This window comes from Arthrobacter sp. C9C5 (genome assembly GCF_013359735.1).
GTDB lineage: Bacteria > Actinomycetota > Actinomycetes > Actinomycetales > Micrococcaceae > Arthrobacter.
The window spans coordinates 21,976-34,875 of sequence record NZ_JABFMX010000027.1 but is presented as its reverse complement, the minus strand read 5'-3'; the positions used below and the strand labels follow the sequence as shown (position 1 = coordinate 34,875).

The following is a 12,900-nucleotide window of genomic DNA, read 5'->3' as shown; positions in this document are numbered from 1 at the left end:
ATTCCACGAAGAGGGTCCCCGCCCTTATAAAGCGCGCTAAATTCCGCGCCATTTTCCAGGCCGTTTATCAGGGGGTCGGTCGCTATCTTTCCGCTTCAGCGGCGGCGACTCGAACTACTTTACACACGAACCGGACCCGGAACAAATCGGGCCCGGAGGCATCTGGATCCCCGGAAATCCGCGCCAAAACGGGTCGCCGGGCGCGGAAGTCCAGGTCCGGCGTCGAAAGTCGCCGGTGTGGGCTCCGTCACCGGGGCCACGCGTGATGCCGGCACCCGCGCGCGGCGAACAGCGGACGGCGGTCGTCGGAGCCCGAGGGACGAGGAGCCCGGGTTACGCAACACCGGGTTAAACGCAAGAAGGGCCGGCAACCATTTGGTTGCCGGCCCTTCTTCAAGCCACTGGATTCAGGAGTGCTGAATTACCAGGAAGACTTCGTGATGCCCGGGAGCTCACCGCGGTGAGCCATGTCGCGGAAGCGAACACGGGAGATACCGAACTTCTGGAACGTGCCGCGGGGGCGGCCGTCGATGATGTCGCGGTTACGCAGGCGGACCGGCGAGGCGTTGCGGGGCAGCTTCTGCAGGCCGAGGCGTGCGGCTTCGCGTGCTTCGTCGGTTGAGTTGGGGTCAACCAGAGCCTTCTTCAGTTCGAGGCGCTTTGCAGCGTAACGCTCGACGATGACTTTACGCTGTTCGTTCTTAGCGATCATTGACTTCTTAGCCATGTGTTTAGCGCTCCTCTCGGAATTCGACGTGCTGGCGGATTTTGGGATCGTACTTCCGCAGGACCATACGGTCCGGGTCGTTACGACGGTTCTTGCGCGTCACGTAGGTGTAACCCGTGCCCGCGGTCGACTTGAGCTTGATGATCGGACGTACGTCCTTGTCCTTTGCCACTAGAGCTTCACTCCTCGTGCCAGGATGGCGGCGACGACTACGTCAATGCCGCGTACGTCGATGGTCTTGATGCCACGTGCAGAGACCTGCAGGGTGACATTACGGCGCAGGGACGGAACCCAGTAGCGCTTCTTCTGAATGTTCGGGTCGAACCGGCGCTTGTTGCGGCGGTGCGAGTGCGAAATGCTGTGTCCAAAGCCCGGCTCGGCTCCGGTCACCTGGCAGTGTGCTGCCATGACGACTCTCCTAATGAAAATAAAATGAAACGGCTGGCGGAGTTCCGCGTAGCCGTGCGATCGGCGGCGTCCGCATCCAGCCCCACCCGCGTTCCGCAGGAATCTGACAGCCGGCTGAACCGGCTGCAGTCCTCACTGCGGCGAAGATTGTGGGTCACAGGCACCGGGCGGTGATAACCGAAAGGAATCACTGCGAAGTGCCGGGATACTGGGCGAATACAGGAGTGCACGCAACTTGAGCCCCTAACTACCGGCCACCGGGAGTGCCTGATTCCTCAGCCATTTCCGCCAACCGGAGCAATTGCACACGCTCCGCGCCACCTAGCGCCTACCAAGTCTACGAGCTTGGCGAATTAAAGACCAATCCGGGCCCGCAGGGTGTATAAGCGGCGACGGTCCCCGCGCAGGCAAGTCACATCAGCGGCGTAGTCCTTTCACAGCAAAATGAAAGGCACCGGGCAGATTCTGGATTCATGAACACACCAACCCAGACTGCCTTGCAGCCTGCGGCCCGACGGGCGCCGGCTGCCGGCAGCCCCTTCAAGGGGCAGTACCGCAAACGGCTGTTCAAAGCAGACCTGCTCACCGTGATCGCATGGGCGTCGGTGGCCGGGGCCGTGGCGTTGTGGCTGGCGGACGGCGGCGTCGCCGGATTCTCAAGCGTCGCCGGAGCGTTCACAGCGATGGGGATCGTCGCGGGGCTCGCCGGGATGGACCTGGTGCTGCTCATGCTGCTCCTCGCCGCACGCCTTCCCGTCATCGACGGCGCTGTGGGCCATGACCGCGCCCTTGAATTCCACCGCAAACTCGGCAAGCCGTCCCTGTACCTCCTGCTGGCGCACGGCGTTCTGATCGCGATCGGCTACGGGCTGGCAGAGGGGCTCGACCCAATCAGCGAGTCAGTGGCCCTGTGGGTCAAGGTCCCCGACATGTGGCTGGCGTTCGTCTCCATGGCACTTTTTATCGCCGTCGTCGTCACCTCCCTGGTGGCCGTCCGCCGTCGGTTTCCCTATGAGTTCTGGTATGCCGTCCACCTGCTGACCTACGCCGCCGTGCTGACCTCACTGCCGCACCAGTTCAGCGTGGGAGGACTCTTCGCCGAAGGCACCTGGCAGCGCTGGTATTGGCTTGCGGTCTGCATCGCTACGGGCACCGCGCTGCTGCATTACCGGGTCCTCGAGCCCATTGTCGCCACGGTCCGGCATCAGCTGCGGGTGAGCCGGGTGGTGGCCGCCGGTCACGGCGTGGTCAGCATCGAAATGACGGGCCGGCATCTCGACGAGCTGGCCGGCAGCGGCGGACGGTTCTTCATCTGGCGCTTTCTCGCCCCCGGACAGTGGTGGCACCCGCACCCGTTCAGCCTCTCCGCTGAGCCCTTGCAGTTCGACGCCGACGGCGGTGGCAGGCTGCGGATTACCGTCCGGAACCTCGGCAAGGGCTCCGCGAGCCTGGCCCGACTGAAGCCCGGCACCCGGGTGGCGGTCGAAGGCCCTTACGGGCTCTTCAGCACCGCAGCCCGCAGCCGGAAGCACGTCGTGATGATTGGCGCCGGTATCGGCATCACCCCCATCCGCGCCCTGCTGGAGAGCACTCCGTTCGCGCCGGGCGATGCGACCGTGATCCTCCGCGGCCACAGCCGGTCCGGTCTGTACCTCGGCGATGAAATCCTCGAGCTCTGCCAACGCCGTGGCGCGACCTTGTTCCATCTGACCGGGCGTCGGCCGCGGGGCGTCCAAACCTGGCAACCGGAAACCGAGGCTCGCTCCGGTTACCGGCTGGCGAGCTACGCACCAAACCTCGCCGACGCAGACGTCTACGTCTGCGGACCCGCGGACTGGGCAAGAAACGTCCTGGATGACGCGCGCCGGGCGGGCGTGCGGGAAGAGCAACTCCACTACGAAAGGTTCGACTGGTGAGAATTCGCGCAGTAGTTTCAGCAACCCTGGCCTCGGTGGGAATCCTGGTGGCCGGCTGGCAGTCGGGAGCGCATGTAGCGAACACGGCCAGCGCCGTCGGCACCACAGCGGGCACCACTGGGTCGGGCACCACCGGGGCGGGCCCGAGCGGTTCGGTGGGGAGTTCCGCGCCGTCCTCGGGAACCTCGGGAACCACGGGTTCCTCCAGCTCGACCGGCGCGGCGGCGAAGGCCGACGGCACCTTTGCCGGCGACGTCGTGCAGACCCGCTTCGGTCCGGTCCAGGTGCAAGTCACCGTCAGTGGCGGCGCCATCTCGGATGTCACCGCCCTCCAACTCACCGACGACGGCGGCCGGTCGGTGCAGATCAGCAACTACGCCGCACCCCTGCTGCGCGCCGAGGTCCTCCAGGCCCAGTCGGCCAACGTGCAGACCATCAGCGGAGCCACCGTCACCAGTGATGCTTACCTGACCTCGCTCCAGGCGGCCCTCGATGCAGCCCACATCTGAGCTGGGCCGGCCGGAGCTGAAGGCCAAGACCTTCCGGCGCATGGGGACGGTCGTCAGCCTTACCGTTCCCGTCGGACCTGAGCCCTGGACGGCGGCCGCCGAAGCCACGCTGGCGGATGCGACCGGCGTCGTCGAACGGCGTTTCGGGGAACTCGACGCCCGCTTCAGCCTTTACCGGCCCGAGTCCGAGGCCAGCCGGCTGGCGCGCGGGGAGCTCTCGCTGCGGGAGGCCTCGCAGGAATTCCGGGACTGCTACGCCGACGCGGCCGAATGGCGCCTCCAGACCGAGGGCGCGTTCACGCCGGAACGTCCGGACGGAGTGCCGGACCTTTCCGGGCTGGTGAAAGGGTTCGCGATCAAGGAAGCCGGGGCCCTCCTGCAGTCACGGGGGCTGGCCGACTGGTGCCTGAACGCCGGCGGTGATGTGCTGGTGGCCGGTTCACCCATCGTGGGCAGCCGGGCGGCGTGGCAGGCCGGGGTCGTCGATCCGCAGGACCGCACGACCCTGATCGCCGCCTACCCGCTAGGCGGCAGCACCGGCGGCAGCACCGGCGGCAGCACTGGCCCCAGGGCCTTGGCCACCTCCGGCTCCGCCGAACGAGGTGACCACATCTGGACCCGCGGCGCCGGCGTCAGCGAGTTCCGCCAAGTTTCGGTCGCCGCGGCGGACATTCTCACAGCCGATGTGCTCGCGACCGCCATCGTGGCGGGCGGGGTTCGCATGCTCAACCGGGCGACGAGCGGCTGGGACGTTGAGGTGCTCGCCATTCGGAACGACGGCGGCATCCTCGCGACGCCGGGGTTCCGCGCCTGACTTGGGTTCCGCGCCGGCGCTCCCCCGCCACCGTCGCTCCCGGACCGGGCCGGCTACCCGCCCGCGGCGGGCAGCGCGTTCGACGCCGCAACACGCGAGTACCAAAGACCGCTCGCCTTCGGGATGCGGCGCTGCGTCTCGTAGTCCACCCGGACCAACCCGAAGCGCTGGTGATAGCCGAAGGCCCATTCAAAGTTGTCCAGCAGGGACCACGCGAAATATCCGCGGACGTCCACGCCGTCCGCCAGTGACTCGTGGACTGCCCGCAGGTGTTGATCGAAGAACGCCAGCCGTGCCTGGTCATCCACGAAGCCATCTGCATCCGGAACGTCTTCGAAGGCGGCGCCGTTTTCCGTGATGTAGATCGGGACCCCGGCCGGCCCGGTGTATTCACGCTGCAGCCGGTTCAGCAGCCGGCGGAGGCCCTCGGGCTGGACCTCCCAGCCCATCCCGGTGACGGGCAGTCCGCGCGGCACCTGCCGGACGCCGTCGGCCGCGACCAAGGGTGAGGCAGGAGCTCCGGCCGGTCCGGGGTGCGGGGCCGGATCCGTGGTGAATGCGTCCCCGTGGTAGTAGTTGACGCCCAGCAGATCGAGGGGCTGCGAAATGATGTCGAGATCCCCGGGCAGGACGACGTCGGCCATGCCGAAGTGGGCCACGTCGGCAAGCACATCGGCCGGGTACTCGCCCCGGAACAGCGGGTCCAGGAACATCCGGTTCGACTGCCCGTCAACTCTCCGGGCCGCATCGAGGTCCCCTTCCCGGCCCGGATCCGCCGGATCGGCCACCGTCAGGTTCAACGTGATGCCCAGGGTCGCCTCAGGATCTAGCCGGCGGAGTGCGCGGAGAGCAAAGCCATGGCCCAGCAGCAGGTGGTGGACCGCCGCGAGCGCCGCGGCGGGGTCCTGCCGTCCGGGGGCGTGGATGCCCGCAGCATAGCCGAGGAAGGCCGAAACCCAGGGTTCGTTGAGCGTGGTCCAGATCCGCACCCGGTCGCCGAGCGCCTCGTGCATCACCGCCGCATAGTCGGCAAAGCGCTCAGCCGTTTCCCGCGCAGCCCAGCCGCCCTTGTCCTCCAGCGCCTGCGGCAGGTCCCAGTGGTACAGCGTGATCCAGGGCGTAATGCCCGCAGCGAGCAGTTGATCGACCAGCCGCGAGTAGAACGCGATGCCCTCGGGGTTCGGCGTCACGCCGTCGGGCATGCAGCGGGCCCAGGAGATGGAGAAGCGGTAGGCGGCCAGGTTCAGGTCCTGCATGAGCCCGACGTCCTGGGCCGAACGGTGGTAGTGGTCGCAGGCGACATCGCCGTTATGCCCATCCGCGACCGCCCCGGGCACGCGGCAGAAGACGTCCCAGATGGATTCCCCGCGGCCTCCCTCGTGGGCGGCCCCCTCGATTTGGTAGGCCGCGGTGGCAGCCCCCCACAGGAAGCCGGCAGGGAAGGTGAGGGGGCTGCTCTTCATCCTGTTGCTGCTCCTTGCATCGGTCCAGACGGCATCGGGCCAGAGGGCGTCTGGCTAGAGACGGGTGAGCTGAGGATACCGCGGCGAGAGGCCGTCGCCGGAGGACTTGCCGGTGACCCGGCGCACCACCCAAGGCCCGGCGAACTCGCGTACCCAGCGGGCATTCGCACGGAGCGCCTCGGAGCGGCTGAGCTCCGGGACCGGCGTCATCGGCGGCACATCGATCGAGTGGTCGTGCTCCAGCACGGTGAGGACGCGCTTGGCCATGTTGGCGTGGCCGGCAGCGGACATGTGCATGCGGTCGGTCGCCCACATGCCCCAGTCGTAGTACTCGTTGAAGCGCCAGTAGTCCACCAGCAGGGCATCGTGGTCTCCGGCGATGCCGCGGACAAGTTCGTTGTAGATGGCGGTGCGCCCCCGCATGGTCCCGAAGACCTTGGAGCCGCGCGCGTCGAAGCCGGTAAACATCACCAGGGTGGCACCGGTGGCCTTCAGTTTCCGGATGCCGGCGTCGTATTCCACCAGCAGGTCATCGATGTCGATCTTGGGACGGAGGATGTCATTCGCGCCGGCGTAGATGGTCACCAGGGTGGGTTTGAGTGCGACGGCGGCGTCCACCTGTTCGGCCATGATCTGGCGGAGCTTCCGTCCGCGGATGGCGAGGTTGGCGTAGCCGAAGCCCGGGCCGGCCGCGCCCAGCTGTTCCGCCACCCTGTCGGCCCAGCCCCGCACGCCGTTGGGGCGGGCCGGGTCGTCGTCGCCGACGCCTTCGGTAAAGGAGTCTCCGAGTGCAACGTAGCGGGCTGTGAAATCCATGGATTCAGTCTGCCATCTGTTGCTGAGAGCAACCAAGAGGCCTCATGCGGCCGTCCGCTAGGCGGGAGGAAGCTTATTGTCCCGCAGGATCCAGTGACCGGCGTCGAGCCGGGACACGATCTTTTCGCCGATGCGGGCCAGGGCCGCGACGTCGTCCGGATCGAGCGCGTCGAGGAACAGTGCCCGGACCGCCTCCACATGCGCCGGCGCGAGCCCCACGATCGTGGCCATGCCGGCGTCGGTGAGGTGTGCCGTGGTGACGCGGGCGTCGCCCGGGTGCGGCCGCCGCTCCAGCCACCCTCGGTTTTGGAGTTTGGTGACCACGTGCGAGAGCCGTGACAGCGAGGCGCTGGTGCGTGCCGCGAGTTCGCTCATGGGCAGGTACTGGCCCTCTGCTTCGGAGAGCATGGCCAGGACGTTGTAGTCGAACAGCGAGAGTTTCCCGGCTGCGTGCAGCTGCGTGTCCAGCGCCGCGGGCAGCAGCGTGTTGATGCTCAGCTGGGCCAGCCAGGCCCGGCGTTCGTCGGCATTGAGCCAGCGCGGTTCGGTCATGGCTCTATTCTAGGAGCCTCGATGCTTGACGGTTCAACATCGACCTGCCCGCCGTCTTGGGCAGGCGGTAGGCTGGCGCTATGTACGTAGTCTCCCTGACCTACAAGGTGCCCGAAGAGATCGTCGACTTCCACCTGCCGGCGCACGTCGCCTGGTTGCAGGACGCGTTCGACCGCGGCGTCTTTATGGTGGCAGGCCGCAAGATCCCCCGCACCGGCGGCCTGCTGCTGTCCAACGCGGACCGCGCCGACTTGGACGCGGCACTGGCCAAGGACCCCTTCTACGTCAACGGCGTGGCCGACTTCGACGTCGAGGAGTTCCATGCCAGCCGCGTCGCCCCCGGGTACGAAAACCTGCTGGACAGCTAGCTCAGCCGGCCAGCAGCTTTTTCAGCCCGCCCTTGCGCGGGACTCTCACCGGGTCCGGCCAGCGCGGCTTGAGCTCATCCCCCAGCGTGACGCCGCGCAGCTTGCGGCCAAAGAGGGGAAGCACCCAGTCGTGCACCCAGCGGCGCTGTCGGCGTTCCCAGTCCCGGAGGCCGAGCCGGGCCGGCGGCTCCCACTCCTTGGGGCTGATGTTGTGCGGCACGCCGAGCTGGTCCAGGACCTGTGCAGCAAGGTATTTGTGGCCGGCCTTGGACATGTGGAGCCGGTCCGCATCCCACATCCGCGGGTCGTGGAAGGCGTCAAAGCACCAGTAGTCCACCAGCACCGCACCGTACCAGGCAGCCAGCTCCCGGACGCGCCGGTTGTAAAGGGTGTTGCGTCGCTTCAGCGGCTCCAGCAGCACCGAGACCTTCACGTCAAAGCCCGTGAACAGCACCACCGTGGCTCCGCTGGCGGCCAGCTTCGCCACCAGGAATTCGTAATCATCCATCAGGTCTTCGATGTCCGTTCCGAAGTCCAGGATGTCGTTGCCGCCGGCGTACAGGGTCACCAGGGTCGGTTCCATGGCAAGCGCCGGTTCCAGCTGCTCGCCGATGATGTGGCGAAGCCGCTTGCTCCGGATGGCGAGATTGGCGTACTCCCAGCCCGGTTCCGCCTTCGCCAGCTTCTCCGCAACCCGGTCCGCCCAGCCGCGGACCCCGTTGGGCAGGCGCTTGCTGTGGTCCCCCACGCCCTCCGTGAACGAGTCCCCCAGGGCGACGAAGAGCCGCCGACCGTTCGGTCCCGGATGCAAAAGGTTCTCGGCCACCCGTCCACGCTATCCAGCCCAACCGGCCGGCAAGGAACGGCGGGGTGAACAGACGGGGAACCGACAAACTGGACAGGCATCCAGGCCTTTGCAAGGATTGGCCCGGCCGGTGAATCCTAACCGGCCGTGGAATTGAGAACTCTGATGGATAGGGGAAGTGAGCATGCGCGTCGCAATGATGACTGCTGCCACGGTCAGCGGGGTGGCCTCTTTGGCCTGCTACGCGGCCGCACAGTCGCCAGCCCTTCCCCGGCAATCCGGTCCCGCCGCGGACTGATTCCGCGGTAACGCCCGGTCCCAACCGGAGTCGAAGGCTGGCAGTCCCCTGCCCACTTGCCAGCCCTGGCGCGCCTCATCCCCGCCTGGCTGGAACCATCCGATTCCGAAAGATTCCGTCATGCAAAAACTCACTGCCCAGCAGATCCGCTCGTCCTTCATCAATGCCAGTCGGTCAGAAGCGGCCAAACTCAACCTGCCTAAGAACTTCGACATCCTGGACTGGGAAAGCCTGGACTTCCTCGGCTGGCGCGACGGGAAGATGCCGCTGCGCGGCTATCTGGTGCTGCCCGGCGCGAACGGTCCCACCGGAATCATGCTCCGGGCCCCTGAAGGCGGCGCCAAGAAGAACCGCTCGGTTCTGTGCGAGCTGTGCCGCGACATCTTCTCCAAGGACGACGTCTTGCTGTGGGTGGCCAAGCGTGCCGGACAGTCCGGCCGCAACGGCAACACGGTGGGCACCCTGATCTGCGCCGAATTCGGGTGCTGCCGCAATGTGCGGGTGGAACCTCCGGTGAACGAGATCAACCCGGATCCGGCCGCCGTCGTGCGCCGACAGATCGACGGCCTGGCGGGGCGGACCGCGCAGTTCCTGGACCGCGTCCGGGGAACGTAGCGCCGGCAACCGCAGCGCCGGCTGCCCAAACAGGTCAGCGCAGGACGATGTCCACCGGGTTCGCCTCGGAGCGCCATGTGCCCTCCGAGGCGGATCCCGGGGCGATCACCGGGGCCGTCAGGACGCCGGAGCGGTTGGTGCGCTTGTCCCGGAGGATCTCGGTGACCGAGCCGAGGTGCCGGGACAGGTCGATCACGTTTTCCGGCGCGGCCAGGAGCAGCTGGAACCCGAACTCGTGCAGCGCCTTGATGCCGGCGCCGGCGAATTCCTCCGAGGCCAGCACGAAGGCCTCGTCCATCATCACCGTGCCGTACGTGGTGAAGCCCTGCTCCGCGATCCCCAGCTGGTAGCTCAGGGCCGCGGCCATGATGAAGGCCGTGAAGCGCTGCCGCTCGCCGCCGGACATCGAGCCGGTGTCCGCGTGCATGAAGACCTCGGTCTTCTTCTTCCCGCTCTTCGCCGCCGCCTTGGAACCGGACCCCTGCACCTCGCGGTGCTCCTTGCACTGGATGAAGAGGTGGCCGCGGACGTCCAGCACCTCGGCGCGCCAGCGCCGGTCCTCGGGAGTCTGCGAGCCGAGCCGCTTCACGAGCGTTTCGAGTGACTTGTAGCGGCTGGTGAGCTCGGCGTCGTCGTCCGTCTCCGTGCCGGACGCCCCGGCGGCCGGCGCGGCAGCTTTCCCCGTCCGGGTGTGGCGGACCTTCAGCGCGTTCTGGATTGCGTCCTTGAACTGTTTCGCCGTGGCGGGGAGGGTCTGCTTGATGTCGAGCTCCAGGAAGCTGCCCTCGTGGAAGTTCACCTCGGAGAGGATGCCGTTCAGCGGCAGGATCCGGCTGGTGACGGAGCGGCGTTCCTCGTCCAACAGGTGCAGCAGCGTACTGAAGGATTCGTGCGTGCGCTGGTTGAAGAACTGCCGGAACTCGGCCTCCTGCGCGGGCAGCCCGTCGCTGACAATCGCGTGGTAACGGGCCTCGAACTCCCCCGCGGCCCCGATCGAAGTGCCGTGATCCGCGGAGATCGCCGTGCCCCATTCACGGACGAAGCCTTCGAAGATACGCGTGAGCCGTTCCGAGGTGGCCTGCCCGCGGGAGTCGGCCGCGTGCAGCTCGGCCAGCAGCCGGGTCCGGACCTGGTTGGCCAAGTTGTCCAGCTCGTGCATCTCCAGCACGTCGCCGAAGTCCGTGAAGTACGGTGCCAGTGCTTCGACCGTGGCGTCCGACGGCGGTTGCTGGGCCAGGCGCTGCCGTGCGGCGTCCAGCAGGGAGTCAGCCGTGGTGAGCTGCGCATCGAGGGCCTTGTACTCGCTTTGCAGCACGGCGGCGGCCTCGGTGCTGGACTGGTGCTTCTGCCGGGCGGCCTCGATGTTGGCGCGAAGCGGTTCGAGATCGGCCTGCGCGGCGAGGGCGTCCCTGAGCCGCTGCTCGATCCGGGCGAGCTCGTCTGCCGCGACCGCTGCCGAAACCTGCTCCCAGGTCCGGTGGTCATCGGCCACGCGGCGCAGCGCGTCGAGCTGGCGGGTCAGGCCCTGGTGGGACTCTTCCCGGCTTTGGGCCAGTTCGGCGGCCTTGGCGAGTTCCTGCTGCAGGTCCTCGACCTGCGCCGCGACAAGTTCGAGCTTGGAAGCGTTGTCGAAGCCGAGGACGTAGTCCTGCCGGGAGGTGAAGCGGTCGTCCTTTTCCACCGTGTGGCGGTTGCGCTTGACCACGCCGCCCAGGCTCAGCCCCTTGTCGAGCCGGGCCAGCTCGTCCGGGTCCTCGACGCAGGGGTAGGCGAAGTCGAGGGCGATCCGCTCCCGGATCCACTCGCCCGGCTCGGCGGCCGGCCCGGCCGTAAGGATGTCCAGCTTGGTCAGCAGGTCGCCGTCGGCCGCGTCCTGCACGGCCAGGGCACCGCCGGCGAGCGGCTTCGAGACGTCCACGGCGCGCAGCGCGCCGCGGACCGGGTGGTCGTTGAGGTAGCGGGTGACGGCGGCGAAGTGCTCGCCCGGAACCAGCAGCGTGGTGGCCAGGCTGCGCAGCGCACGCTCGGCGGCCGGACGCCACTGCTCGTGGCCCTCGGCCAGGTCGATCAGCTCGCCGCCGAACGGCATCTGCTCCTCGGGAACACCGGTGGCCGCCGCGATGGCGGTGCGGTTTTCAATGCTCGACGGCGGCAGCAGCGACTTGCGCGTCTTGAGCGAGACCAGTTCCTGCTGAGCCGCGGCGAGCTCCCGCTTCCTGGTCGCGTGGCCGTCGAAGGCCTCGAAGCGCAGCTCCTTGAGCGCTTCCGAGTCGTCCTTGAGCTCGGCCGAGCGGGCGGCGGCGTGCTCGTGCGCCTGCTCCCAGCCGGTGGCGGTCCATTCGAGCTCCAGGCCGGCGTCGGTCAGGGCCTTGCGGGCGGCTTCCTCCACCTGCTGGCGGAGTTTGAGGCCCACCCGGGCGTTCTCCAGTGACTGCTCGATCGCGGAGATCGCGTTGCCGCCCTGGTTGTTGTAGTCCGCCTCGAGCTGGCGCAGTTCCTTGGCGAGGCCGTCGCGGACGCCGCGTTCGGCGCCGAGTTCCTTGGCTTTCGCCTGGGCCAGGTCCTTGAACCGGGCGAGCGTCTTCTCGTGCACGGTGACGGCGAGTTGCTGCTTGTAGGCCTCGAATTCCTCGCCCGCAAGCTCCCGGAGCCGGTTCGCGTCGAGCAGGGACTGCGCATACTCCTTGTTCAGTCCGGGGACCGGAGCGAGCTGGTCGCGCTGCTGCCGGACGTCCTCGAGCCGCTGCCGGATGGACATCAGGTTGCTGAATTCCTCGACGACGTCGTCCGCGGCGACCAGCGTGGCGGGCGCATCCAGGACCTGGTCGCGGAAGAAGGTGTTGACGCTGCCGCCCAGGCCTTTTCCGGCTTGGATGACGCGCAGCAGCGGCAGGGCCTGGTCGGAGTTGATCCCCAGCAGGCGGCGGAAGCGCTCGGCGAAGGCCTTGTGGACGTCGAAGATCTGGGCATCCGGGAAGATCGCGTCCAGCGCCGACTTGGTGAACCGCTTCTCCGCGATGCCCTCCAGCGCGGCCAGGTCCAGCGGCTTGTTATCGATCAGGTAGTACCGGCCCACACTGGACTCGGTGCCGTTCTTCGGCAGGTCGAACAGCGCGGAGATGGTCACGCGGGTACCCGCGGCGTTGTCGAACGTCAGTGCGACGGCGGACCAGGTGGCCCCGGGCCGCTGGAAGGCACTCGCCGAGCCCTCGCCGACGGCCTTGTCCCCCACCTTTCCGCGCATGTACGTGAACGTGGTCCGCTTGTCCTCGACCGCGCCGCCGGCGCGCTGGGCGGCGGCCTCGTTGGAGCGCGGCCGGGCATCGAAGACCCGCAGCATCGCGTCGAACAGCGTGGACTTGCCGACGCCGGAGTTGCCGGTCAGCAGGGTGCCGTTGCGGTCCACGTGCATCGTGTGGGCGCCATGGAACGTGCCCCAGTTGACGACCTGGACGAGGGCGAGGCGCATCTGGCCGGGGTTGGTGAGCTCACCCATTGGCAGCATGGTCGCGATGCTCACTTGGCTTCCTCCGTGTCGTTGGCGGGGCTGGGTGACGACGACGACGATGCCGCCCCCGCCCCTGCGCCGCGCAGCTGATCTTCGATCAG

General features: G+C 67.7%; 13 protein-coding genes. 5 read left to right on the top strand and 8 right to left on the bottom strand.

The features are described 5' to 3' along the window. Positions 1-421: 421 nt before the first annotated feature. Genes rpsN through rpmB form a run of 3 tightly spaced genes read right to left on the bottom strand, consistent with a single transcriptional unit; the run spans position 422 to position 1,135 of the window. The gene (rpsN, locus tag HNO80_RS16905) at positions 422-727 is read right to left on the bottom strand and encodes a 30S ribosomal protein S14 (RefSeq protein WP_043485315.1); all 306 of its coding nucleotides are present in this window, start codon (positions 725-727) and stop codon (positions 422-424) included. 4 nt (positions 728-731) lie between these two features. Continuing rightward, on the bottom strand, positions 732-899 hold the full coding sequence (gene rpmG, locus HNO80_RS16900) for a 50S ribosomal protein L33 (protein WP_056737121.1): 168 nt from the start codon (positions 897-899) through the stop codon (positions 732-734). Continuing rightward, positions 899-1,135 (bottom strand): 50S ribosomal protein L28, encoded by a 237-nt coding sequence (gene rpmB / locus HNO80_RS16895; protein ID WP_011693744.1) that lies wholly within the window; start codon positions 1,133-1,135, stop codon positions 899-901. Before rpmB ends, rpmG begins: the two co-directional genes overlap by 1 nt. A 473-nt stretch (positions 1,136-1,608) precedes the next feature. On the opposite strand from rpmB, the gene HNO80_RS16890 reads away from it, so the two are divergent. The 3 genes from HNO80_RS16890 to HNO80_RS16880 are packed head-to-tail and all read left to right on the top strand — an operon-like array spanning position 1,609 to position 4,374. Beyond that, entirely contained in the window at positions 1,609-3,051 is a 1,443-nt protein-coding gene (locus HNO80_RS16890; protein WP_175324009.1) for a ferredoxin reductase family protein, read from the top strand. Then, positions 3,048-3,560, top strand: a complete 513-nt coding sequence (locus HNO80_RS16885) for an FMN-binding protein (protein ID WP_175324008.1) — start codon at positions 3,048-3,050, stop codon at positions 3,558-3,560. Before HNO80_RS16890 ends, HNO80_RS16885 begins: the two co-directional genes overlap by 4 nt. Then, complete coding sequence (locus HNO80_RS16880; protein WP_249777417.1) at positions 3,544-4,374, top strand: FAD:protein FMN transferase; 831 nt, start codon at positions 3,544-3,546, stop codon at positions 4,372-4,374. Before HNO80_RS16885 ends, HNO80_RS16880 begins: the two co-directional genes overlap by 17 nt. A 53-nt stretch (positions 4,375-4,427) precedes the next feature. Here the strand turns inward: HNO80_RS16880 and HNO80_RS16875 are convergent, their stop codons facing one another. Genes HNO80_RS16875 through HNO80_RS16865 form a run of 3 tightly spaced genes read right to left on the bottom strand, consistent with a single transcriptional unit; the run spans position 4,428 to position 7,205 of the window. After that, entirely contained in the window at positions 4,428-5,837 is a 1,410-nt protein-coding gene (locus HNO80_RS16875; RefSeq protein WP_175324007.1) for a GH1 family beta-glucosidase, read from the bottom strand. 54 nt (positions 5,838-5,891) lie between these two features. Further along, entirely contained in the window at positions 5,892-6,653 is a 762-nt protein-coding gene (locus HNO80_RS16870) for an SGNH/GDSL hydrolase family protein (protein ID WP_175324006.1), read from the bottom strand. Between the two features lie 57 nt (positions 6,654-6,710). Next, positions 6,711-7,205: a MarR family winged helix-turn-helix transcriptional regulator gene (locus tag HNO80_RS16865; RefSeq protein WP_175324005.1), complete on the bottom strand. Its 495-nt coding sequence runs from the start codon at positions 7,203-7,205 to the stop codon at positions 6,711-6,713. A gap of 80 nt (positions 7,206-7,285) precedes the next feature. On the opposite strand from HNO80_RS16865, the gene HNO80_RS16860 reads away from it, so the two are divergent. After that, a complete protein-coding gene (locus HNO80_RS16860; protein ID WP_175324004.1) occupies positions 7,286-7,573 on the top strand; it encodes a YciI family protein in 288 nt (95 codons plus the stop codon). Position 7,574: 1 nt separating this feature from the next. Here HNO80_RS16860 and HNO80_RS16855 read toward each other — a convergent pair whose 3' ends face one another. Continuing rightward, the gene (locus HNO80_RS16855) at positions 7,575-8,399 is read right to left on the bottom strand and encodes an SGNH/GDSL hydrolase family protein (protein WP_349627385.1); all 825 of its coding nucleotides are present in this window, start codon (positions 8,397-8,399) and stop codon (positions 7,575-7,577) included. A 397-nt stretch (positions 8,400-8,796) separates the two neighbouring features. Here HNO80_RS16855 and HNO80_RS16850 point away from each other — a divergent pair, with 397 nt between their 5' ends. After that, positions 8,797-9,291: an FBP domain-containing protein gene (locus tag HNO80_RS16850; RefSeq protein ID WP_175324003.1), complete on the top strand. Its 495-nt coding sequence runs from the start codon at positions 8,797-8,799 to the stop codon at positions 9,289-9,291. Positions 9,292-9,325: 34 nt separating this feature from the next. Here the strand turns inward: HNO80_RS16850 and HNO80_RS16845 are convergent, their stop codons facing one another. Next, entirely contained in the window at positions 9,326-12,811 is a 3,486-nt protein-coding gene (locus HNO80_RS16845; protein WP_175324002.1) for an ATP-binding protein, read from the bottom strand. Positions 12,812-12,900: the final 89 nt, after the last annotated feature.